The 20,766-nt window shown below is 67.3% G+C and carries 21 protein-coding genes; 16 read left to right on the top strand and 5 right to left on the bottom strand.

Annotated features, from left to right (window positions below; genetic code table 11):
* Positions 1-73: 73 nt before the first annotated feature.
* From ABZ824_RS14405 to ABZ824_RS14385, 5 genes are read left to right on the top strand one after another with little or no spacing between them, the layout of a single operon-like run.
* Positions 74-1,024 (top strand): OB-fold domain-containing protein, encoded by a 951-nt coding sequence (locus tag ABZ824_RS14405; protein WP_356963624.1) that lies wholly within the window; start codon positions 74-76, stop codon positions 1,022-1,024.
* Positions 1,025-1,036: 12 nt separating this feature from the next.
* A complete protein-coding gene (locus ABZ824_RS14400) occupies positions 1,037-2,071 on the top strand; it encodes a thiolase domain-containing protein (protein ID WP_355076860.1) in 1,035 nt (344 codons plus the stop codon).
* On the top strand, positions 2,068-3,234 hold the full coding sequence (locus ABZ824_RS14395) for a thiolase domain-containing protein (protein ID WP_355076859.1): 1,167 nt from the start codon (positions 2,068-2,070) through the stop codon (positions 3,232-3,234). Before ABZ824_RS14400 ends, ABZ824_RS14395 begins: the two co-directional genes overlap by 4 nt.
* 5 nt (positions 3,235-3,239) lie before the next feature.
* A complete protein-coding gene (locus tag ABZ824_RS14390) occupies positions 3,240-4,124 on the top strand; it encodes a TIGR03619 family F420-dependent LLM class oxidoreductase (protein ID WP_356963888.1) in 885 nt (294 codons plus the stop codon).
* 28 nt (positions 4,125-4,152) lie between these two features.
* Entirely contained in the window at positions 4,153-4,569 is a 417-nt protein-coding gene (locus ABZ824_RS14385; protein WP_355076857.1) for a nuclear transport factor 2 family protein, read from the top strand.
* A 56-nt stretch (positions 4,570-4,625) separates the two neighbouring features.
* On the opposite strand, the gene ABZ824_RS14380 is transcribed toward ABZ824_RS14385, so the two are convergent.
* Entirely contained in the window at positions 4,626-5,927 is a 1,302-nt protein-coding gene (locus ABZ824_RS14380; RefSeq protein ID WP_356963623.1) for a cytochrome P450, read from the bottom strand.
* A gap of 102 nt (positions 5,928-6,029) precedes the next feature.
* On the opposite strand from ABZ824_RS14380, the gene ABZ824_RS14375 reads away from it, so the two are divergent.
* Positions 6,030-7,193 (top strand): steroid 3-ketoacyl-CoA thiolase, encoded by a 1,164-nt coding sequence (locus ABZ824_RS14375; RefSeq protein ID WP_356963622.1) that lies wholly within the window; start codon positions 6,030-6,032, stop codon positions 7,191-7,193.
* A gap of 359 nt (positions 7,194-7,552) precedes the next feature.
* Positions 7,553-7,969 carry a helix-turn-helix domain-containing protein gene (locus tag ABZ824_RS14370; RefSeq protein WP_011207048.1) on the top strand — a complete coding sequence of 139 codons (417 nt, stop codon included), beginning with the start codon at positions 7,553-7,555 and terminating at the stop codon, positions 7,967-7,969.
* Between the two features lie 1,085 nt (positions 7,970-9,054).
* On the opposite strand, the gene ABZ824_RS14365 is transcribed toward ABZ824_RS14370, so the two are convergent.
* Entirely contained in the window at positions 9,055-9,966 is a 912-nt protein-coding gene (locus ABZ824_RS14365; RefSeq protein WP_356963621.1) for an SDR family oxidoreductase, read from the bottom strand.
* Positions 9,967-9,994: 28 nt separating this feature from the next.
* The gene (locus ABZ824_RS14360) at positions 9,995-10,777 is read right to left on the bottom strand and encodes an SDR family oxidoreductase (RefSeq protein WP_356963620.1); all 783 of its coding nucleotides are present in this window, start codon (positions 10,775-10,777) and stop codon (positions 9,995-9,997) included.
* Positions 10,778-10,839: 62 nt separating this feature from the next.
* Here ABZ824_RS14360 and ABZ824_RS14355 point away from each other — a divergent pair, with 62 nt between their 5' ends.
* The 5 genes from ABZ824_RS14355 (at position 10,840) to ABZ824_RS14335 (ending at position 15,127) form a co-directional block, all read left to right on the top strand.
* Positions 10,840-11,604 (top strand): enoyl-CoA hydratase family protein, encoded by a 765-nt coding sequence (locus ABZ824_RS14355; protein WP_039794869.1) that lies wholly within the window; start codon positions 10,840-10,842, stop codon positions 11,602-11,604.
* Between the two features lie 14 nt (positions 11,605-11,618).
* Positions 11,619-12,494, top strand: a complete 876-nt coding sequence (locus ABZ824_RS14350; RefSeq protein WP_356963619.1) for a CoA-transferase — start codon at positions 11,619-11,621, stop codon at positions 12,492-12,494.
* On the top strand, positions 12,494-13,252 hold the full coding sequence (locus tag ABZ824_RS14345; protein WP_356963618.1) for a CoA-transferase: 759 nt from the start codon (positions 12,494-12,496) through the stop codon (positions 13,250-13,252). The genes ABZ824_RS14350 and ABZ824_RS14345 overlap by 1 nt, the downstream gene beginning before the upstream one ends.
* Positions 13,249-14,343, top strand: coding sequence for a nitronate monooxygenase (locus ABZ824_RS14340; protein WP_356963617.1), 1,095 nt, complete (start codon positions 13,249-13,251; stop codon positions 14,341-14,343). Before ABZ824_RS14345 ends, ABZ824_RS14340 begins: the two co-directional genes overlap by 4 nt.
* Positions 14,344-14,665: 322 nt before the next feature.
* Positions 14,666-15,127, top strand: coding sequence for a YbhB/YbcL family Raf kinase inhibitor-like protein (locus ABZ824_RS14335; RefSeq protein ID WP_356963616.1), 462 nt, complete (start codon positions 14,666-14,668; stop codon positions 15,125-15,127).
* A 613-nt stretch (positions 15,128-15,740) separates the two neighbouring features.
* On the opposite strand, the gene ABZ824_RS14330 is transcribed toward ABZ824_RS14335, so the two are convergent.
* Both ABZ824_RS14330 and ABZ824_RS14325 read right to left on the bottom strand, forming a co-directional pair.
* Positions 15,741-15,965, bottom strand: a complete 225-nt coding sequence (locus ABZ824_RS14330; protein WP_356963615.1) for a hypothetical protein — start codon at positions 15,963-15,965, stop codon at positions 15,741-15,743.
* Positions 15,941-16,888 (bottom strand): hypothetical protein, encoded by a 948-nt coding sequence (locus ABZ824_RS14325; RefSeq protein WP_356963614.1) that lies wholly within the window; start codon positions 16,886-16,888, stop codon positions 15,941-15,943. Before ABZ824_RS14325 ends, ABZ824_RS14330 begins: the two co-directional genes overlap by 25 nt.
* 751 nt (positions 16,889-17,639) lie before the next feature.
* Here ABZ824_RS14325 and ABZ824_RS14320 point away from each other — a divergent pair.
* The 4 genes from ABZ824_RS14320 to ABZ824_RS14305 are packed head-to-tail and all read left to right on the top strand — an operon-like array spanning position 17,640 to position 20,714.
* A complete protein-coding gene (locus ABZ824_RS14320; protein WP_356963613.1) occupies positions 17,640-18,248 on the top strand; it encodes a DUF3558 domain-containing protein in 609 nt (202 codons plus the stop codon).
* 9 nt (positions 18,249-18,257) lie between these two features.
* Complete coding sequence (locus ABZ824_RS14315) at positions 18,258-18,638, top strand: hypothetical protein (RefSeq protein WP_355076840.1); 381 nt, start codon at positions 18,258-18,260, stop codon at positions 18,636-18,638.
* On the top strand, positions 18,635-19,942 hold the full coding sequence (locus tag ABZ824_RS14310) for a hypothetical protein (protein ID WP_356963612.1): 1,308 nt from the start codon (positions 18,635-18,637) through the stop codon (positions 19,940-19,942). Before ABZ824_RS14315 ends, ABZ824_RS14310 begins: the two co-directional genes overlap by 4 nt.
* Positions 19,935-20,714 carry an ESX secretion-associated protein EspG gene (locus ABZ824_RS14305; protein WP_355076837.1) on the top strand — a complete coding sequence of 260 codons (780 nt, stop codon included), beginning with the start codon at positions 19,935-19,937 and terminating at the stop codon, positions 20,712-20,714. Before ABZ824_RS14310 ends, ABZ824_RS14305 begins: the two co-directional genes overlap by 8 nt.
* Positions 20,715-20,766: the final 52 nt, after the last annotated feature.

Genomic DNA, 20,766 nt, shown 5'->3' with positions numbered 1-20,766 from the left:
TATCGTGACTCAGGGGAATACTGCATCCACGGCAATCGCTGGTGGTAGCGGCACGGCATTGAACACGGGCGCCGTGCCCGAGGTACTCAGCGCGCCCCTGCGGGTGCGTTTCGATTACACCCGCTCCGTCGGCACCACCATCGGAACCTTTCTGACCCGATTGCGCGACCACAAGATCGTCGGCACGCGCGGGTCGGACGGCCGGGTGATCGTGCCGCCGCCGGAATACGATCCGATCACCGCCGAACCGCTGACCGAGTTCGTCGACGTCGCCGAGACCGGCACCGTCGAATCCTGGACCTGGGTGCGCGAGCCGCTGCCGGGCCAGCCGTTCGACCGCCCGTTCGCCTGGGCGCTGATCCGGCTGGACGGCGCGGACACGACGCTGCTGCACGCCGTCGACGTCGCCGCACCCGAGGACATCCGCAAAGGCTTACGGGTGACCGTCCGCTGGGCCGAGCAGACCGAGGGCAGCATTCGCGACATCCTCTGCTTCGAGCCCGGCGAGCAGGCTTCGGCGCCGGTGGAGTCCGCCTCGGCCGATCCGGTCACCATGATCACGACGCCGGTCGACCTGTCCTACAAGCACACCGCCTCGCCGCAGGAGACCGTGTACCTGCGCGGACTCGCCGAAGGCAAGCTGATCGGCGCGCGCACCGACGCCGCGGGCAAGGTGTACTTCCCGCCGCGCGGCGCGAATCCGACCGACGGCAGGCCGACCGACGAGTTCATCGAACTGTCCGATCACGGCACCGTGACCACCTTCTGCATCGTCAATGTGCCGTTCATGGGCCAGCGGATCAAGCCGCCCTACGTCGCGGCCTACGTGCTGCTGGACGGCGCGGACATCCCGGTGCTGCACCTGGTGCTCGGCTGCGACGCGAGCGAGGTGCGGATGGGCATGCGGGTGCAGGCGGTGTGGAAGCCGCGCGAGGAGTGGGGCTACGGGCTGGAGAACGTGGACCACTTCCGTCCCTCCGGCGAGCCGGACGCCGATTACGAGACCTATAAGCACCACCTCTGAGAGAGGCGCACGTTGACTGACAACGCCACCGACATCGCGGTCGTGGGCTTCGCCCACGCGCCGCACGTGCCGGAGACCTTCGGCACCACCAACGGTGTCGAGATGCTGGTGCCCTGCTTCCAGCAGCTCTACGACCGACTCGGCATCACCAAGTCCGATATCGACTTCTGGTGCTCCGGCTCGTCCGATTACCTTGCCGGACGGGCCTTCTCGTTCATCTCGGCGATCGACGCCATCGGCGCGGTGCCGCCGATCAACGAATCGCACGTGGAGATGGACGCCGCATGGGCGCTGTACGAGGCGTGGGTGAAACTGCGCTCCGGGCAGGCGACGACGGCACTGGTGTACGGCTTCGGCAAGTCCTCCGCGGGCACGCAGCGCCAGGTGCTCACCATGCAGCTGGACCCCTACCTGGTCGCGCCGCTGTGGCCGGACGCCTGGTCCATCGCCGGCCTGCAGGCGCGCGCCGGTCTGGACGCGGGCCGCTGGACCGAGCGGGACATGGCGGCCGTCGTGGCAGGCGACGGTGACGCCGACAGCCTGCTCGACCAGCCCTACGTCGCGGATCCGCTGCGCGCGCACGACATCGCGCCGATCACCGACGGCGCGGCCGCCATCGTGCTCGCCGTGGGCGACCGCGCCCGCGAACTGTGCGAACGCCCCGCGTGGATCACCGGCATGGCGCATCGGATCGATACTCCCGTGCTCGGTGCGCGTGACCTCACCGTCTCGCCTTCGACGGCCGCCGCCGCCCACGCGGTCACCGGCGGCGACGTCAGCGGCTTCGACATCGCCGAGCTGCACGCGCCGTTCAGTCATCAGCAGCTGATCCTCGCCGAGGCGATCGGGCTGAAGAACGGCACGAAGGTGAATCCGTCCGGCGGCGCGCTCGCGGCCAACCCGATGTTCGCCGCGGGCCTGGAGCGCATCGGCTTCGCGGCCGAGGCGATCATCGCGGGCTCGGCGAATCGCGCCCTGGCCCACGCCACCAGCGGCCCCGCGCTCCAGCAGAACCTTGTGACCGTCTTGGGATCGGAGAACCGATGAGCTTGCCAGCTGCGGTGCTCGGCACCGGACAGACCCATCACGTGACGAAACGGACCGACGTCTCCATGTCGGGGATGTGCCGCGAGGCCATCGATCGCGCCCTCGCCGACGCCGGTCTCACCATCGCCGACATCGACGCGGTCGTGGTCGGCAAGGCGCCCGACGGGTTCGAGGGCGTCATGATGCCCGAGCTGTTCATGGCGGACGCGCTCGGCGCCACCGGCAAGCCGCTGCTGCGGGTGCACACCGCCGGTTCCGTCGGCGGCTCCACCGGCATCGTCGCGACCAATCTGGTGCAGGCGGGTGTGCACAAGCGCGTGCTCGCGGTGGCGTGGGAGAAGCAGTCGGAGTCGAACGCCATGTGGGCGTTGTCGATTCCGGTGCCGTTCACCATGCCGGTCGGCGCGGGCGCGGGCGGATATTTCGCGCCGCACGTACGTTCCTACATCCGGCGCTCCAACGCCCCGGGGCACATCGGCGCCATGGTGGCGGTGAAGGATCGCCGCAACGGCGCCAAGAACCCGCTGGCCCACCTGAAGCAGCCCGACATCACGCTGGAATCGGTGCTCGCTTCGCAGATGCTGTGGGACCCGATCCGCTTCGACGAGACCTGCCCCTCTTCCGACGGCGCGTGCGCGATCGTGCTGGGCGACGCGGACGCCGCCGAGGCGGTCGAGGCCACCGGCCGCAAGGTCGCCTGGGTGCACGGCACCGCGATGCGTACCGAACCGACCACATTCTCCGGGCGCGACCAGGTCAACCCGCAGGCGGGCCGCGACGCGGCGGCGGCGCTGTGGCAGGCGGCCGGGATCACCAACCCGCTCGAGGAGATCGACGTAGCCGAGATCTACGTCCCGTTCTCCTGGTTCGAACCGATGTGGCTGGAGAACCTGGGCTTCGTGCCGCAGGGCGACGGGTGGAAACTCACCGACAAGGGCGAGACCGAGATCGGCGGCACTCTTCCGGTCAATCCGTCCGGCGGCGTGCTGTCGTCCAACCCGATCGGCGCCTCCGGGCTCATCCGGTTCGCCGAGGCGGCCAAGCAGGTCATGCAGCGGGCCGGGGACTACCAGGTCGAGGGCGCGCGCAAGGCGCTGGGACACGCGTACGGCGGCGGTTCGCAGTACTTCTCGATGTGGGTGGTCGGATCGGAGCGGCGGTGACTGCGCTGAAGTTCACCGTCGGCATCGCGCTGAGTCCGCTGGACCAGCTGCCGGAGCTCGCGAAAACCGCCGAGGAATGCGGTTTCTCGTCCATCGCCCTGCCGGATTCGTTGTTCTACATGAAGTCGGCGGCGGCGAAGTACCCCTACACCCCCGACGGCAGCCGGTTCTGGGGGCCGGAGACCCCGTGGGTCGACCCGCTCATCGGCGCGACCGCCATGGCGGCCGTCACCAGCCGCATCCGCTTCTACACGAACGTGCTGAAGTTGGGTTCGCGCAATCCGCTGCTGCTGGCCCGGCAGGTCGGCTCGGTGGCCAACCTATCGGGCAACCGCTTCGGTTTCGGCGTCGGAATCGGCTGGGCGCCGGAGGAGTTCGAGTGGTGCGGCGTGCCCTTCGCACGCCGCGGCGCGCGGGTGGACGAGATGATCGAGGTGATCAAGCTGGTGCTCGCCGGTGGCATGGTCGAGTACCACGGCGAGTTCTTCGATTTCGATCCGCTGCAGATCAGCCCGGCCCCGAGCGAGCCGGTGCCGTTCTATATCGGCGGGCACACCGACGCGGCATTGCGCCGCGCCGCACGGGTCGGCGACGGCTGGACCTCGGCCATGATGACCTATGACGAACTCCGGAGCACCATCGGCAAGCTCGGCACGCTGCGCGCCGAGTACGACCGGGCCGATGAGCCGTTCGAGATCCAGGCGGTGTGCATCGATCGCTTCGGACGGTCGGGCTATCAGGACCTCGCGGACGCGGGCGTCACCGACGCGATCGTGGTGCCCTGGCTGGCCGACGGCATCGGATTCGACGGTGAGCTCGCCGCCAAACAGGACTCGCTGCGCAAGTTCGCGCGACAGTACATAGCCGAACCCGTGCTCGCCGCGCGGTGAGACCCATCACCCGGTCGAAGGAGGCCGTATGACCACCGCCGAACATCCGGCCCGGGCTGCGGGCCTTGCGTCACAGGCCGCCGTGCGAGCACGGGACAAGCGGGCTTGGGTCGCGCTGTTCGCCGAGGACGGCATCGTGGAGGACCCCATCGGCCCGTCGGGCTTCGACCCGGAGGGCAAGGGCCACCGCGGTACGGAGGCCATCGCCGCGTTCTGGGACAAGGCGATCGCGAAGACCGATCTGATCGAGTTCCTGTTCGGCGACTCGTTCGCCTGCGGCAACGAGGTCGCCTTCACCGGCACGATCCGCAGCACCCTCGGCGGGCACCGGATCGACGCCGACGGCGTGTTCACCTACCGGGTGAACGAGGACGGCAAGATCGCCGCGCTGCGGGCGTTCTGGGAGGTCGATCGCGCCATGAAGACCGCGCGTCCGGTCGACTGACTCGGTACCGGACGAATAAGGCCCTCGCACCGAAGTGCGAGGGCCTTTTCCATGTCTCAGTGCGCGACCGGGCAGGTCTTGTAGTCGACCGGGAACTCCTTGATCCCGTTGAGCCAGCCCGAACGCAGCCGCTTGGCGTCGGCGACCTTGGTGATGTCGGGCAGGTGGTCGGCGATGGCGTTGAAGATCAGGTCGATCTCCAGCCGGGCCAGGTTCGCCCCGATGCAGAAGTGCGCCCCGGTGCCGCCGAAGGCCAGGTGCGGGTTGTCCGCGCGCATGATGTCGAACTTCTCCGGCTGGTCGAAGACCTCTTCGTCGAAGTTGGCCGCGCGGTACAGCATGACCACCCGCTGGCCCTTCTTGATCTGCACGCCGCCGAGCTCCGTGTCCTCCAACGCGGTCCGCTGGAACGAGGTGACCGGAGTGGCCCACCGGATGATCTCGTCGGCGGCCGTGGCGGGACGTTCCTTCTTGAACAGCTCCCACTGGTCCGGGTTCTCCAGGAACGCGATCATGCCGTGCGAGATGGCGTTGCGCGTGGTCTCGTTGCCCGCGACGGCGAGCATGATCACGAAGAAGCCGAACTCCTCTTCGGTGAGCTTGTCACCGTCGACATCGGCTTCGATCAGCGTCGTGACGATGTCGTCGGCCGGGCACTGCTTGCGCGCGGCCGCCATCTGGTAGGCGTAGCCCAGAATCTCGGCGGAAGCCGCGACCGGGTCGGCGGTGCTCTCCGGGTCGTCGTAGCCGGTCATGTCGTTGGACCAGGAGAAGACCTTCATCCGGTCTTCCTGCGGGACGCCGATCAGCTCGGCGATGGCCTGTAGCGGCAGTTCGCACGCGATCTGGGTGACGAAGTCGCCGGAACCCGACTCGGCCGCCGCCTTCACGATGGACTCCGCACGGGCCGACAGCTCCGCGCGCAGGCCGTTGATCGCGCGCGGGGTGAAGCCGCGCGAGATGATCTTGCGCAGCTTGGTGTGCTCCGGCGCGTCCATGTTCAGCAGGACGATCCGCTGCAGCTCGATCTGCTCCCGGGCGATGTCGTCGTTGAACCGCGGGATGGCGGTGTTCTCGTAACTGGAGAACACGTCGCTGCGCCGCGAGACCTCTTTGACGTCGGCGTGCTTGCTCACCACCCAGAAGCCGTCGTCGTGAAAGCCGCTGACGTCCGGGGACTGCGGGTTCCACCAGATCGGCGCCGTCCGGCGCAGTTCGGCGAACTCCTCGACCGGAACACGCTCGGCGTAGATGTCCGGGTCCGTGACGTCGAACCCGTCCGGAAGATTCGGCCGGGCATTCCGAGTGTCTACCACCAGATGTCTCCTTCGACAAACTGAAACACGTTCTATAATCATTGAAGCACAGGCGGGAGAACGAGGAAAGAAACCGGACAGATCCGCCCCTGACAAGTGCTATGAACGCGTTTCAGTTTTCTGTCCCATAAAGAGAGGTTGGACATGGGCACACCCGTGATCGTCGAGGCCGCACGGACCCCGATCGGCAAGCGCGGCGGCTGGCTGTCGGGCCTGCACGCGGCCGAACTGCTCGGCGCGGCCCAGCGCGGGCTGCTCGAGCGCGCACACCTGGACCCCGCGCAGGTCGAACAGGTCATCGGCGGCTGCGTCACCCAGGCGGGCGAGCAGTCCAACAACGTCACCCGGGTCGCGTGGCTGCACGCGGGCCTGCCGTGGCAGGTCGGCGCCACCACGATCGACACCCAGTGCGGCTCCGCTCAGCAGGCCAATCATCTGATCGCGGGCCTGATCGCGGCCGGCGCCATCGACATCGGCATGGCCTGTGGCGTGGAGGCGATGAGCCGGGTTCCGCTGGGCGCCAATGTCGGCGAGAACGCGGGGCCGCGCAGGCCCGCGTCGTGGAACATCGACCTGCCCAACCAGTTCGAGGCGGCCGAGCGAATCGCCAAGCGGCGCGGCATCACCCGCGCGGACGTGGACGCGTTCGGCGCACGCTCGCAGCGCCTGGCCGCGCAGGCGTGGGCAGAGGGCCGGTTCGATCGCGAGGTGCTCACGGTCACCGCCCCCGCAGCCGACAAAGAGGGCAACCTCACCGGCGAAAAGCTCGATGTGTCACGGGATCAGGGCCTGCGCGAGACCACCGTCGAAGGCCTGGCGAAGCTGAAGCCGGTCCTGGAGGGCGGCGTGCACACCGCCGGATCCTCCTCACAGATCTCCGACGGCGCCGCCGCGGTGCTGCTGATGGACGAGAAGGCCGCGCAGCGAGCGGGTTTGCGTCCGCGGGCGCGGATCGTCACGCAAGCGGTGGTCGGCGCGGAGCCGGAGTTCCACCTCGACGGCCCCGTGCAGGCGTGCACCAGGCTGCTGGAGCGGTCCGGCATGAATATCGGCGACATCGACCTTTTCGAGATCAACGAAGCGTTCGCGTCGGTCGCACTTTCCTGGGCTTCTGTACACCAGCCGGACATGGATCGGGTTAATGTCAACGGCGGCGCCATCGCTCTCGGGCATCCGGTCGGCTCCACCGGATCCCGCCTGATCACAACGGCTTTGCACGAACTGGAGCGCTCCGACCGCAGCACCGCAATGGTTCTCATGTGCGCCGGTGGCGCACTCGCGACAGGAACGATCATCGAACGTTTGTGAGTTCAACCATTTCATGCGCGTTTGTTGAACGTTCATCCCCTAGGCGCGCAAACGTGTCGTACGCCACACAAACCCATGTACCGCCGAGTCCATGAGATGTCAGCTATCTTGCGGCTATCAAGACCCCTTGCGTAGAGACCGCAGCGACGGGCCAGAACCGGTTCGTACCGCGGCTTCTCGAGAGGCCTTGGCGTGACCCGCAAACGCGACCGTCCCAGTGCCTTCGCCGCCTTCCGACCTAGAAGCTTCAAGGAAATCCGGAATCAGGCGTAGGTTTTCAGTTACTGAGCCGCTAATATCAATGATACGTATCCGAGATAACGACTGTTAGTACAGCGAAGGGAATTGGGCGGCTCACAATGGCTGATTTCGCGGCGCGGCTGAACAAGCTGTTCGAAACCGTGCATCCCCCGGGGCGTAAGCCGCACACCAACGCGGAGGTCGCGGCGGCGCTGACGGCCTCCGGACATCCGATCTCGAAACCGTACCTGTCGCAGTTGCGGTCGGGACAACGGACGAACCCGTCCGATGAGACGGTGGCCGCCCTGGCGAAGTTCTTCAAAGTCAAGCCGGACTACTTCTTCAACGACATCTATGCCGCCAAGATCGATCACGATCTGGAGCTGCTGTCCCAGCTGCAGGGCTATGGACTGCGACGGCTGTCGAGTAGAGCGTTCGACTTGTCCGAAGAATCACAGAACCTCCTCACATCCATGGCGGAGAAGTTGCGGGCAAGCGAGGGATTGCCCGAAATTCCTCCGGATGGAACCGAATAGGTTCTTCTGCACGGCAGCACAGTGCGACCCATCGGGTCGCACTGTGCTGTGTTTTGCGCACGCGTAAGCGGGCGAACACGCAACCGGCGTGCGGTCGTGCCCAGAGAAATTGGGGCCGCGACCGCAGGCCGGTTAGTGCCGCCCTCCCTATGATGTGCTTACATATGCACTTTCGGCGTGGTTCGCCGACAGTCGTTCATGTCGAAGAGGATTCCCGGCCCAACCGGTCTGTCCGAATAGTCCGCGTTCGGCTATTGCGCCGGATTGATCGTATTTGCGCGAGGTCGATCAATTTCGAGCGCAGCCGGGCGCGGTGGTCCGATAGGCGCGCGAGACGTGCCTGCACGCTCCGCCCGGACTAAAGCCTTCGGACGGAGCAATCCACCGCGCTCACCCGGTCGGTCCGGACCACCATCGAGGCGGTCGGTGCGCGTTCCGCCAGCACGAGGCCCTGATTCGCCGCCCGGCGGCATGTCGCCGATCTGCGATGAGCAGGCTCGCGACCTTCCAAGCGGGCCGAGCCAAGGCCGGACTGCCGGTCGCGACCCGGGCCGCGCACCGGATCCGATCCACGGCCGGTACCGCGAGCACCACGATGCCGCCGGGTAGAGCGCGATTGCACGGCCGACCCGCTGCCGAGCACACGCCCAGACCGGACGACCCGCTGCCGAGCACACGCCCAGACCGGACGACCCGGCGGCCGCCGAACCCGCTGCGGCCGAATCCGTTCCGGCGGTCGACCGGGCAGGGGCCGCATCGACCTCCGACCGCTGCCCCGGCACGGCCAGCGGAAGCCAGGGATCGCCGCTGTCGTAGGGCGGCGGCTCGGGATCCACCGCGCACGATGGGCGGGAAAGTGGCACGTGGGCGGAAACCCTGCCGCCGCGCAGAGCGGGGCCCGCGACGGCGCCGGACGCTGCCTGCACACGGAACGCGCGACCTACTCTCATGCGCCGAGCCTTCCCCTCATCAGTCGAAGCGCAGTTCTGTGCCCGGTCGCCACTCTCACACGGGACTTTCCGAACGGACGGGTGCCCATACTAGACCCCGGTCCGCGAACGCGCCCGTCGACGGGCCGAGGCCGCTCAGGCGCCGTATACCGGCTCCGGCGGAGTCGCTTTGGCGATCAGGTCGGCCACGACCGGTCCGAGCTCGGCCGGATCCCAGCGGGCGCCGCGGTCGGCGGGCTCACCGTGCCGCCAGCCGTCGGCCAGCGCCACCTTGCCGCCTTCCACCTCGAAGACCCGCCCCGTCACCGCCGCCGACTGCACACTGCCCAGCCATACGACCAGCGGAGACACGTTCTCCGGCGCCATCGCGTCGAAGCCGCTTTCCGGCGCCGCCATCATGTCCGCGAACACCGTCTCGGTCATCCTGGTGCGCGCGGACGGGGCGATCGCGTTCACCGTCACGCCGTAGCGGGCGAATTCGGCGGCGGCGGTCAGCGTCAGGCCCGCGATACCGGCCTTGGCCGCACCGTAATTGCTCTGTCCGACGCTGCCCTGCAGACCGGCGCCGGAGCTGGTGTTGATGATCCGTCCGTCGACCGGACGACCCGCCTTGGCCTCCGCACGCCAGTATTCGATCGCGTGCCGCATGGTCGCGAAGTGGCCTTTCAGGTGCACGCGGACCACCGCGTCCCACTCGTCCTCGCTGAGATTGACCAACATCCGGTCGCGCACGAACCCGGCGTTGTTGACCAGCACGTCCAGCTTGCCGAAGGCGTCGACGGCCTGGCGGACGAGCCTGCGGGCGCCTTCCCAGTCGGCGACGTCGTCACCGTTGGCCACCGCCCGGCCGCCCAGCGCCTCGATCTCGGCGACCACCTGCGCGGCGGGCGTTTCCGCGGTGGACGCGCCGTCGAGGGTCGAACCGATGTCGTTGACCACCACGCTGGCGCCCGCCGCGGCGAAAGCGAGGGCGTGCGCGCGGCCGATGCCCCGGCCCGCGCCGGTGACGATGACGACGCGCCCGGCGCAGATCTGCTCGGTGTCCATATGTGTCCTTCTTCGTGTGCGGTCTTGTTCAGGACTGCTGGTCGGCATTGGAAGCGGCGAGGAAGGCGGGCCGTTCGCCGCCGCCGTGCACCAGCAGGGTCGCGCCGCTGACGTATGCGGCCAGCGGCGAGGCCAGGAAGACGGCGCAGCGGCCGACGTCGTCGGGTCGGGCCATGCGACCCAGAGGAATGGTCCGGCCCACCGCGTCGACGCCGTCCTGATCGCCGTAGTGCAGTCGGCTCAGCTCGGTGTCGACCGGCCCCACCACCAGCGAGTTCACCCGAACCCTCGGCGCCCACTCGACGGCGAGCGAGCCGGTGAGACTGTCCACGCCCGCTTTCGCCGCGCCGTAGGCGGCGGTGCCCGGCGAGGGACGGTGCCCGCTGACGCTGGAGATGTTCACGATCGAGCCGCCCTCGTCCTGCCGCTGCATCACCGCGTTGGCGGCCTGCGCCAGCAGCAGCGGAGCGAGCAGGTTCAGCTCGACGATCTTGGTGTGGAACTTCTTGCTCGCCTCGGCGGCGAGTGCGAACGGAGCGCCGCCCGCGTTGTTCACCAGATGGTCGAGGCGGCCGTGGCGCTCGGTGATCGTGTCGATCAGGGCGCGCACCGCGTTCTCGTCCCGCACATCGCACGGCACGTAGTCGATCGAGCGGCCGTCGACTTCGACGGGCGCGTCAGCCGGTCGCCGTGCACAGGCCACGACGGTGGCGCCGGCGGCAAGGAACGCCTTGCTCACGCCCGCGCCCACACCGCGCACACCGCCCGTCACCAGAACGACGCGGCCGGACAGATCGATTTCGAGTGGCACCGTGCTAACCTACCAAGCAACTGCTTGCTTTGCCAATGCGTTCACACACGATGGGACTTGCCATGGGGATCAACCGCCACTCCGAATCGACCGGAATCAGCGTGGTCACGGTCGACTATCCGCCGGTCAACGCCATCCCCACGGACGGTTGGTTCGCCATCGCCGACGAAGTGCGCGCGGCGGGCCGCGACCCGGACACCAAGGTGGTGGTGCTGCGCGCGGAGAACCGCGGTTTCAACGCGGGTGTGGACATCAAGGAGATCCAGAGCAAGCCAGGCCATCAGGCGCTCATCGACGCCAATCACGGCTGCTTCGAGGCGTTCGCGGCGGTGTACGAGTGCCAGGTGCCGGTGATCGCGGTGGTCCAGGGCTTCTGCCTCGGTGGCGGCATCGGCCTGGTGGGCAACGCGGATGTCGTGATCGCCTCCGACGACGCGACCTTCGGGCTGCCCGAGGTCGATCGCGGCGCGCTCGGCGCGGCCACCCACCTCGCCCGGCTGGTACCGCAGCACTTGATGCGCGCGCTGTTCTACACCGCGAGCACCATCACCGCCCAGCAGCTGCACCACTACGGCTCGGTGTACCAGGTGGTGCCGCGCGCCGAACTCGACGCCGCCGCCTTGGAGCTGGCCAAGAACATCGCGGCCAAGGACGGCCGGGTGATCCGGGCGGCCAAGCGAGCGCTGAACGGCATCGACGTGCAGGACGTGCACCGCAGCTACCGGTACGAGCAGGGATTCACCTTCGAACTCAACCTCGCCGGCGTCGCCGACGAGATCCGCGCCCGGTTCGACGACGACCTCGCGGCGCGCAAGAGCGGGCAGTGAGAGAGGAATTACCCATGCGAGACAAGCGGATGTCGCTCGACGAGGTCGTCGGCGAGCTGCGCAGCGGGATGACCATCGGCATCGGTGGCTGGGGGTCACGGCGCAAGCCGATGGCGCTGGTGCGAGCCATTCTGCGTTCGGACCTCACGGACCTGACCGTGGTCGGTTACGGCGGGCCAGATCTCGGGCTGTTGTGTTCGGCGGGGAAGGTGCGCAAGGCGTACTACGGCTTCGTGTCGCTGGATTCGGCGCCGTTCTACGACCCGTGGTTCGCCAAGGCCCGCACCTCGGGTGCGCTGGTCGCCCGCGAGATGGACGAAGGCATGCTCAAGTGCGGGCTGGAGGCCGCGGCGGCGCGACTGCCGTTCCTGCCGATCCGCGCCGGGCTCGGCTCGGACGTCCCGAACTTCTGGGAGGGCGAGTTGAAGACGGTCGAATCGCCCTACCCCGTCGACGGCGCGCCGGAGACCCTGATCGCCATGCCCGCCCTGAATCTCGACGCGGCGCTGGTACACCTGAATCTCGGCGACGCGCACGGCAACGCCGCCTACACCGGCGTCGACCCCTACTTCGACGATCTGTTCTGCCTGGCGGCGCAGCGCCGCTACGTCTCGGTCGAGCGCGTCGTGGAGACCGACGAACTGGTGAAAACCGTTCCGCTGCAATCGCTGCTGCTCAACCGCATGATGGTGGACGGCGTGGTCGAGGCCCCCGGCGGCGCGCACTTCACCCTGGCGGCCGACGACTACGGCCGGGACGAGAAGTTCCAAAAGCACTACGTCGAGTCCGCGAAGACGCCGGAGTCGTGGCAGCGGTTCGTCGACACCTATCTGGCCGGCTCCGAGGAGCAGTACCAGGCCGCCGTCCGCCGATTCGCCCAGGAGGCGTGATGACCAGCACCGAAACCGTCACCCGCGCCGAGATCTGCGCCATCGCCTGCGCGGAGATCTTCAGCGGCGCGGGCGAGATCATGGCCAGCCCCATGTCGCCCATGTCCATCATCGGCGCGCGGCTGGCCAAGCTCACCACCGAACCGGATCTGCTGCTGTCCGACGGCGAGGCGCTGCTGTTCGCCGAGACTCCCCCGCTGGGCGGCAAAGCGCCGATCGAAGGCTGGATCCCGTTCCGGAGAGTCTTCGACGTGGTGGCGTCCGGGCGCAGGCACGTGGTGATGGGCGCCAATCAGATCGACCGGTTCGGCAACCAGAACCTTTCGGCGTTCGGCTCATTGCAGCAGCCGACCCGGCAGATGTTCGGTGTGCGTGGCGCGCCGGGAAACACGATCAATCACGCCACCAGCTACTGGGTCCCGCGGCACACCAAGCGCGTGTTCACCGAGAAGGTCGACATCGTCTCCGGGTTGGGATACGACAAGGTCGACGCGGCCGACCCGGCATACCGCTTCCACCACCTGCACCGCGTGGTGACCAATCTGGGCGTCTTCGACTTCGAAGGCCCAGGCCACACCATGCGCGCACGCAGCCTGCACCCCGGCGTCACCGCCGACGAGGTCGCGGAGAACACCTCGTTCGAGATCGCCGGGCTCGCCGAAGCGGGCGAGACGCGGCAGCCGACGGCCGAGGAGCTGCGGTTGATCCGTGAGGTGCTCGACCCCAAGAAGATTCGCGAAACCGAGGTCCCGTCATGAGCCCGCGCTTGCGTACCCCGCTGACCGATCTGGTCGGCATCGAACACCCGATCGTGCAGACCGGCATGGGCTGGGTCGCGGGCCCGAGCCTGGTGTCGGCCACCGCCGAAGCGGGCGGACTCGGCATCCTCGCCTCCGCCACCATGACCTTCGCCGAGCTCGAGGCGGCCATCGCGAAGACCAAAGCGCACACCGCGAAACCGTTCGGCGTGAACATCCGCGCCGACGCCGCGGACGCGTCAGAGCGGATCGATCTGCTGATCCGGGAGAAGGTGGCGGTCGCGTCGTTCGCGCTCGCGCCGAAGCAGGACCTGATCGCGAAGCTGAAAGACGCCGGGGTGGTGGTCATTCCGTCGATCGGCGCGGCGAAGCACGCGGTCAAAGTCGCGTCGTGGGGCGCGGACGCCGTGATCGTGCAGGGCGGCGAGGGCGGCGGACACACCGGCCCGGTGGCCACCACCCTGCTGCTGCCCTCGGTGCTGGACGCGGTGGACATTCCCGTGGTCGCCGCGGGCGGATTCTTCGACGGGCGCGGTCTGGCCGCCGCCCTGGCCTACGGCGCGGCGGGTGTCGCGATGGGCACGCGGTTCCTGCTCACCCAGGAGAGCACCGTCCCCGATGCGGTCAAGCAGGAGTACCTGCGGCGACAGCTCCAGGACACGGTGGTGTCGCTCAAGGTCGACGGCATGCCGCACCGCGTGCTGAACACCGAACTGGTTCAGCGGCTGGAGCATTCGGGCCGTTGGCGCGGCCTCACCGCCGCGGTGGGCAACGCGGCCCGGTTCAAGAGCATGACCGGCATGAAGTGGTCCACGATGGTCCGCGACGGCTTGGCCATGCGAAAGACCAAGGACCTCAGCTGGTCTCAGGTCGTCATGGCCGCGAACACGCCGATGCTCCTGCGCGCCGGATTGGTCGAGGGCAACACCCAGGCGGGCGTGCTCGCGGCGGGACAGGTCACGGGGATCATCGACGACCTGCCCACGTGCAAGGAACTGATCGATCGGATCGTCACCGACGCGGTGGAGCGGATCGAGACGATCGCGGCGCTGGCCGGAGACAAGGAGTCGGCGGGAACAGGGTCGGACTGAGGGATGGCGGCCGCCGGTTCGCCCTGGTGCCGCCCTGCCCGTGTCCAACTCGAAAGGGACCGACATCGGGCGACCCCCCGCATAGCCGGCCGGGCGAAGCGAGCCATGACCTCGAAGCCGACCTCGCGGTGGCCGGTCGCCTACAGGCAGTGATAACGGCTGATTTGCCCATAATCTGGATTGTCCCGCAAACGGCGTCTTACGCTGGACTGACAACGACATAACAGGGTTCGCCTGTCGATCGCCACATTGCGCCAGCCCGCCGTGCGACAGGCGAACCGTCGGACTCGATCACCATCCCTCGACTCGAGCGGAGGCCGCGATGCCCGCGACGAACGAGATCTCCGTGCGCAGTACCGCTTTCGCCCATGGCGACCCGATTCCGGTGGTCTACACCTGCAAGGGCAGGAACGAGCCGCCGCCGCTGAACTGGACGATGCCCCCGGAAGCCGCCACCTCGGCGCTGATCGTCGACGACCCGGACGCCCCGAGCGGCCTGTTCACCCATTGGGTGGTCAGCAATATCCCGACGACCACCACGTCCAGCGCGGAGGGACAGACACCCGCGGGCGGGGTGGTCAGCCTCAACAGCGCGAAGCGCGCCGAATACTTCGGACCGTGCCCACCCACGGGCACCGGCGTCCACCATTACCGATTCATCGTCTACGCGCTCTCGCGTCCCGTGAAGGTGGACGCGCGGACGTCGGCGAACGACGCGAGGTCCGCGATCGTCGACGCCAGCATCGGAGACGGCCAGCTCATCGGCACCTATACCGTCGACTAGCCACCTCATCCGCCCGTCCCCGCCTGGCGCCTCGTCGAGTGGCACATGACGGAGGGGCAACTCGCGATTCACCTCAGCCATGTGCCACTCGACTGATGGGTGCCTACCTTGCGGCGATCTCCGCCTTTGATCGGCGCAAGAGGCCCACAGCGGAGGCTTGCATGCCTGGCGCGGAGGGCCTCAGGTGCCGCTCTGGAGAGCTCGGAAGTCGGTCGCTCACCCGGTCACCATCGGCGCAGGTTCAGATAGTGCGCGGGGGCCAGATCGACATCAGCAGGGGTAGCCAGCTGCCCGTTGGGACAGATAGCTGCCGGTCGGCGGCAACCAGTGGAACATGGGACTCTCCCGTCGGGTCGAACGTCGTCACGAATCCGTGCGTTACTGCGGCGGCGGGCAGGGCGGCTGGTCGGGGCCCTGCGGCTGGCCCGGCGGGGGCAATGCGGATCCTGCGGTTGCGCGGGAGCGGGCGGCCGCTGATCCGGGGCCGGATCGGCGCTCGCCATACCCGCGCCGATGCCTACCAGGCCGCTACGAGTTGTTCACCGCCGTGCCGTGAGCGAACTCGTGCGTCACCCACGGTGGGGCGCCGCGCTGTAGGCGGGCCGGGTGATGTTCACAGGCCGAAGGTTTCGCGTGCGCGGTTTTTCCATTCCTCGATGAGTCGGCGTGCTTGCCGGTCGAATTCTTCGCGGTCGGCCGCGGGCCAAGTATCGGGGTCGGTGTCGAGGCCACGTTCGGTGACGAACCGCATGAAGTGGGCGGAGGTGGCTTTGCCGCGGGCCTCGATGAACTCACGTTCTTCCGGGGTGGGAGTCACAGTTTCTTCATCCCGTGCCATGACGATCCTTTCATCAGTTCCTCGCCGAGTTTCAGCTTGTCACCGGTGAGCATGACCAGTTCCTGGGGTGAGGGATATCCCACCGGCGGTCCGTCGAATCGTGTGCGCATGTCCTGAAGTAGCGCTGTGTCGGCGGAGCTCAGCGTGCCTATTTCCCCGTCGAGCAGTGAGTCGATCCTCGATCTCATGCTGTTGACGGACTTCGCCAGTTTCACCGGATCCGGGTTCCAGTCGTAGCCGGCCTTGGCCCAGGCGACCGCGCCGTCGAGTGAGTCGTCTTGCCGCAGTCTCGTGGCGGTCAACTCTATTCTGTCCACACCCGATCGACGGAAGTAGTCCTCTGTGGATGCGGCGAAGGCAGTGGAGAATCCCTTGCCCGTGAAGCCTTCGTTCAGTTCGGTGAGGTCATGGGTGACTACGAGCCTCCCGTCGTTGTCGCGCGTGAAGCTGTAGAGCAGCGAGCCGGCGTCTTCTCCGCCGGGACCGGAGATCTTCGCGGTGAACCCCACGTTCTCGGGGTGAATGCTTCCGTCCTCGCGTTCCCAAGACCGTTCGTACCAGGCGCCGAGATCCTCGAGGTGATAGGGACCGTACTTGCGCTGCAGTCCTCCCAGCTCCCGGGTCAGGTCGTAGTCGTCGAGATCGCCGCGCCGAGCGCCGTCGAAGAGGTCACCCAGCGGCCGCATATGCGACAGATCGGTGAGCGGTGTCCGCCCGGAGCGTGCGGCGACAGGAGCCGAACCGCCCGCGGCCTCGCTCGGTTCTCGGGTGCCCGCGATCCGGTCGTATCCGTCCTGGTCGCTTCTTCGGATGACGCGGTCGGTTTCTCTGACGCCTTCGGCTTTGCCGTGTATCCAGGCATTGTGACCCTCGGCTTGGCGGCGCAGCATTCCGCGCAGATCGTCACGGACTCGCCTGAACAACTCCCTGACAGCATTGGCCCCCGGACCCCTCATCGAGTCAGCGCTCCACTGCCACCGATTGGATGCAAGGCAGCACCATCGAGCCAAAGCAGTACGAGCTCAACGATGTTCGCCACACCCGAACTGTACAGAGAAAGATGGTCACTAATAATCGAACAGTCGAACGTTACGAACATTTCGAATACGTAGAACTTCGAATTCGGCGTCATCGAGATCCCCGCGTTTCTCGAGCAGGCGGTCGAATCTGCCCGGGATGCATGCACGGTCGGTGTGATGGCAACGAGGCCGCTGCTACAGCAGGCGGCCGACATGATGTTCGGCCTGGTCGCAGCACAAAGGGGGAAACAAGATGGGCATCGGAACGCACTGCACATGCGAGGCGAAGATCTGTGGCACCCGCCGCCGGAACGCGTGTAAGAACTCGGCACTTCGCCGCGAGCGGCCCGCAAACGGCAGACATCGACGGATCACATGCCGGAAGGGACGAGGGGACTACATGCGCGACCCCAACGGACACGACTAAGAGTTGTCAACTGCCGTGCCGCGAGCCGCGCTGCCGCGCCCGCAGAAGCCGATGCCCCAGAACCGCTCGGAAGCGCGAGCGTGTCAGAATTCCGCTCACCTGTGCCACTGTGCTCCGATTTCCGTCGCGCTTCGCCTCACCCGTCGGCGACTGTTGCGACCCCGTGAACCGCCCAGTAGCGTCGATCCCAGCTTGCAGGGGGCGGAGGAGCCGGTCCGGCTCCCGTCGATGCGTTACGGCACCGGCGGTGAGGAACCGATGACGAGCTGGGGGAAGCTGTTACGCGGTGCCGTGCTCGCGACCGGTGCGGTGGTGGTGCTGGCTGGGTGTGGTGACTCCACCGGGGGCACACCGACCTCCACAACGGCGGCGGCCACGGCGACTACCACCGCCACGAAGTCTGCCGACCCGGACGCGGCACTCTGGAACCCATGCGACCTGCCGGAAGCTGCGATATCGGGGACCGGGCTGGATACCGCCAGCAAGAACAAGGACGCGGCTGGCGTGGACTTCACCGGATGGAAGGTATGCGGGTGGCGAGCCGTCTCCCGCTGGTACGACTTGACGATCTTCTCCGGTACGCCCACTCTTCAGGACGTTCAGAAGCGTCGTGATTTCGAGTCCTTCACACCGCATCCGGTCGGTGCCCACAACGCCGTCGAGTTCCTCGATGTGGGCGACGCCAAGCAACTCAAGTGCAGCATCGCCGTCGAAGCGGCACAGGGCACGGTCTTGTTTCGGGTCGTAACTCGCTACTCCGTTGGCAAACAAGGCGATCCATGCGCAGAGGTCCGTCGCCATGCCTCCGATCTAGCGCAGTACCTGCCGAAAAACTAAGGAGGGGTTGTGTCTGTCGGAGTCGACGCAACGGAGTGGCGGAGAGTTCTCGACCTGGCCAATTCCGGTGAGATAGTGCTACATCCCGAGATCGGCAAGGGGTTGGACAAGGCCTGCGACGACTACTTGGACCGGCTGGACGCCATCCTGCAAATGGCGGACCGGGTCAAGATTATCGACGGTTTCGGCCCCTTTCCCTCAGGTCAGGTTCTCCGGGAGAAATTCGCCAGCAAGGCTGCTGGCACCGAGCAATCCTTGGACGCCGTCCTCATGCAGCACATCGACGCGGTAAAGATCGCGAAAGAGGTTGTCGCCAAAGCAATCGCGAACTTCGTGGAGCTGGACCAGTCGAGGGCCGACCAGTTCACCGGCTTGGACGCGCAACCATGACCTACGAGGAGTACCGCGCCCGGATCATCGCCGCGCAGGAGCAGTGGAATCGGGAGCGCGACACGATCTACGACTTCACCAGCCGGTTGGGCACATCGTTCCAGGGGGAGTACGAGCCGCCGCGAATTCCGGGACCGGACAACTACGACAGCATGACGTTGGCTCAGATGGTCGACGCCGTGAACGCGATGCGGCCGGGTACGGTACGCGAGGCGTCGGAGGCCTGGTTGAACATCGGGATGAATCTGACCGGTGCGATTCAGGCGTTCAACGAGCAGTTCGGCCGCACCGTGACCGGGGACGGCACGAATCCGGGCTGGACCGGGCAATCCGGGAAAGCGGCGGCGGACGCGGTGACGAACTACCGGAATCAGTCGGGGAATCTCGCGGATGCCGCGTGTCTGGTGAGTTTCAAGCTGTCGGAGATGCATACCGGTCTCGAGCAGACGCAGGCGTTGATGCCGCAGGCCACCGAACGCCCGGACCTGCGGGATAAGACGCTGCCCCAAGACGGTGTCATGAAGGCGGGCGATTACACCGAAGAGGAGGCCACGCAGGAAGCGCGGAGAATTCTGCGGACGGTGTACGGCCAAGTCGCGAATCAGACCGACCACGGTGTGCCCGTCCTGCCCACGGCCCCGCAGATCGTGGCAGATCCCGGGCAGCAGCCGGGTATCTCGTCACCTGGCGCTCCGAATACCTCCGCACCGCAGACGACGACTACCGAGTCGAACCAGCCCGAAGCCGCGCAACCGGAGACCACCGACCAATCCGACGGCGGCCCACGACAATCGCCCGAGACCAACCCCGCCACCACTCCGCAGGCAGTCACCCCGGCGGGTGTGGACCAGTCGACCGGCGTACAACCGACGACATCGAACACGCCGTCGACGACACCGAGCAGCACCACTACGCCGAGCCCGAACATCACCACCGCTCCGGCGACGCCTGGTCGGCCCGGGACGACGAGCCCGAATACACCCGGGCGTCCCGGCACCCCCGTCGTATCCGGTGCACCGAACATCACCGGAACTCCCGCACCGGGCCGCAACGTCCCGGCCGGCCCGCAGCAGCCGCACGCTCATCCGGCCGCCACGGCGACCGGAGCCCAGGCGGCGCGAACCGGCACGACCGGAACGAGCGGCATCGCCCCGGGGATGGGGTCTCGCGGCAAGGACGACGAACGCGAGACATCGGGCGTCAAGGACTATCTGATCAACCAGCACAACGGCGAGGAACTCACCGGTTCGGATTCCTTGCCGAAGGCCGTTCCCCCGGTCATCGGAGACAACCCGCATGGCTGACTGGCGCTTCACCGGGCAGGAATTCGAAATCCTTTGGTCCGCCTATGGTCGCGACCGTCTGCCGTACCCGCTGCAATATCGTCCGGAAGAGATGGATTTCGCCGATCTGAAGCGTCAACGCGAGGAAGCGGTCGACGCGCTGCTCGGGCGATACGCCGTCGAGCTGGAACAGGCGCTGGACGTATTGCTGGAGCCGGAGGTACGGGTCGAGTCCAAAGGCATGGGCGGCCCGGACATGTCGATCGTGTTCCGTTTCCACGGCGCGGTACGCGGGCAGGCCGGGGCCACCCTGGTCCAACTCCCCGGCCACGCACCGGACACCGGAGCTGACGTGATCGTGAGTTATTGCGCCGCAGGGCGGGTCGCCGCCAAAGCGGTGGCCGCGCTGCCGAAGATGCCCGCGGGCACCCATCCGCCGATCGAAGTGCGCCGCGAAGAAGTGACCGCCGACCGGGAACGGCCGGTGCGCAAGCCGTACGAGGTCGGCACCGTGGCGCGGCTGGACCAGATCTTCAAGCGGGAACGCCTCGGGCTGGGCGAGGTCACGGTGTTCGCCGGCCCAGCCGTCGACGCCCGCCCGAGTTTCGGGCGCGGTTTCTGGTGGATGGACTACACGGATGGCCGCTACTACGTGAGAACGGGCGACCCCATCGTCGCCAAACCGCTCGCCCCCGCCGCTATGGCGGCCGAGATCAACCGTCTCACCGTGCTGACCCAGCGTTACTACCGCGAGGACCGCGAACACGACGAGTACCTGCGCTCACAGCGATAAGGACCGCGCGAACGGCGGGTCCACCAGAGCCGTGGCGCCATCAATGATGGGC

Origin of the sequence: Nocardia sp. NPDC047038 (genome assembly GCF_040644075.1) — a bacterium.
Taxonomy (GTDB): domain Bacteria; phylum Actinomycetota; class Actinomycetes; order Mycobacteriales; family Mycobacteriaceae; genus Nocardia; species Nocardia sichangensis.
The sequence above is the reverse complement of the archived record's forward strand: the minus strand, read 5'-3'. Positions and strand labels throughout refer to the sequence as shown.

What these genes read in the sequence shown, in the direction of transcription:
- ABZ824_RS14380 (WP_356963623.1), bottom strand. Translation starts at nt 5,927, where the DNA reads ATGATTATAGAACGTGTTTCAGTTTGTCGAAGGAGACATCTGGTGGTA.
- ABZ824_RS14365 (WP_356963621.1), bottom strand. Translation starts at nt 9,966, where the DNA reads ATGGACACCGAGCAGATCTGCGCCGGGCGCGTCGTCATCGTCACCGGC.
- ABZ824_RS14305 (WP_355076837.1), top strand. Translation starts at nt 19,935, where the DNA reads ATGGCTGACTGGCGCTTCACCGGGCAGGAATTCGAAATCCTTTGGTCC.
- ABZ824_RS14320 (WP_356963613.1), top strand. Translation starts at nt 17,640, where the DNA reads ATGCGTTACGGCACCGGCGGTGAGGAACCGATGACGAGCTGGGGGAAG.
- ABZ824_RS14335 (WP_356963616.1), top strand. Translation starts at nt 14,666, where the DNA reads ATGCCCGCGACGAACGAGATCTCCGTGCGCAGTACCGCTTTCGCCCAT.
- ABZ824_RS14370 (WP_011207048.1), top strand. Translation starts at nt 7,553, where the DNA reads ATGGCTGATTTCGCGGCGCGGCTGAACAAGCTGTTCGAAACCGTGCAT.
- ABZ824_RS14350 (WP_356963619.1), top strand. Translation starts at nt 11,619, where the DNA reads ATGCGAGACAAGCGGATGTCGCTCGACGAGGTCGTCGGCGAGCTGCGC.
- ABZ824_RS14340 (WP_356963617.1), top strand. Translation starts at nt 13,249, where the DNA reads ATGAGCCCGCGCTTGCGTACCCCGCTGACCGATCTGGTCGGCATCGAA.
- ABZ824_RS14395 (WP_355076859.1), top strand. Translation starts at nt 2,068, where the DNA reads ATGAGCTTGCCAGCTGCGGTGCTCGGCACCGGACAGACCCATCACGTG.
- ABZ824_RS14375 (WP_356963622.1), top strand. Translation starts at nt 6,030, where the DNA reads ATGGGCACACCCGTGATCGTCGAGGCCGCACGGACCCCGATCGGCAAG.
- ABZ824_RS14330 (WP_356963615.1), bottom strand. Translation starts at nt 15,965, where the DNA reads ATGGCACGGGATGAAGAAACTGTGACTCCCACCCCGGAAGAACGTGAG.
- ABZ824_RS14355 (WP_039794869.1), top strand. Translation starts at nt 10,840, where the DNA reads ATGGGGATCAACCGCCACTCCGAATCGACCGGAATCAGCGTGGTCACG.
- ABZ824_RS14345 (WP_356963618.1), top strand. Translation starts at nt 12,494, where the DNA reads ATGACCAGCACCGAAACCGTCACCCGCGCCGAGATCTGCGCCATCGCC.
- ABZ824_RS14310 (WP_356963612.1), top strand. Translation starts at nt 18,635, where the DNA reads ATGACCTACGAGGAGTACCGCGCCCGGATCATCGCCGCGCAGGAGCAG.
- ABZ824_RS14385 (WP_355076857.1), top strand. Translation starts at nt 4,153, where the DNA reads ATGACCACCGCCGAACATCCGGCCCGGGCTGCGGGCCTTGCGTCACAG.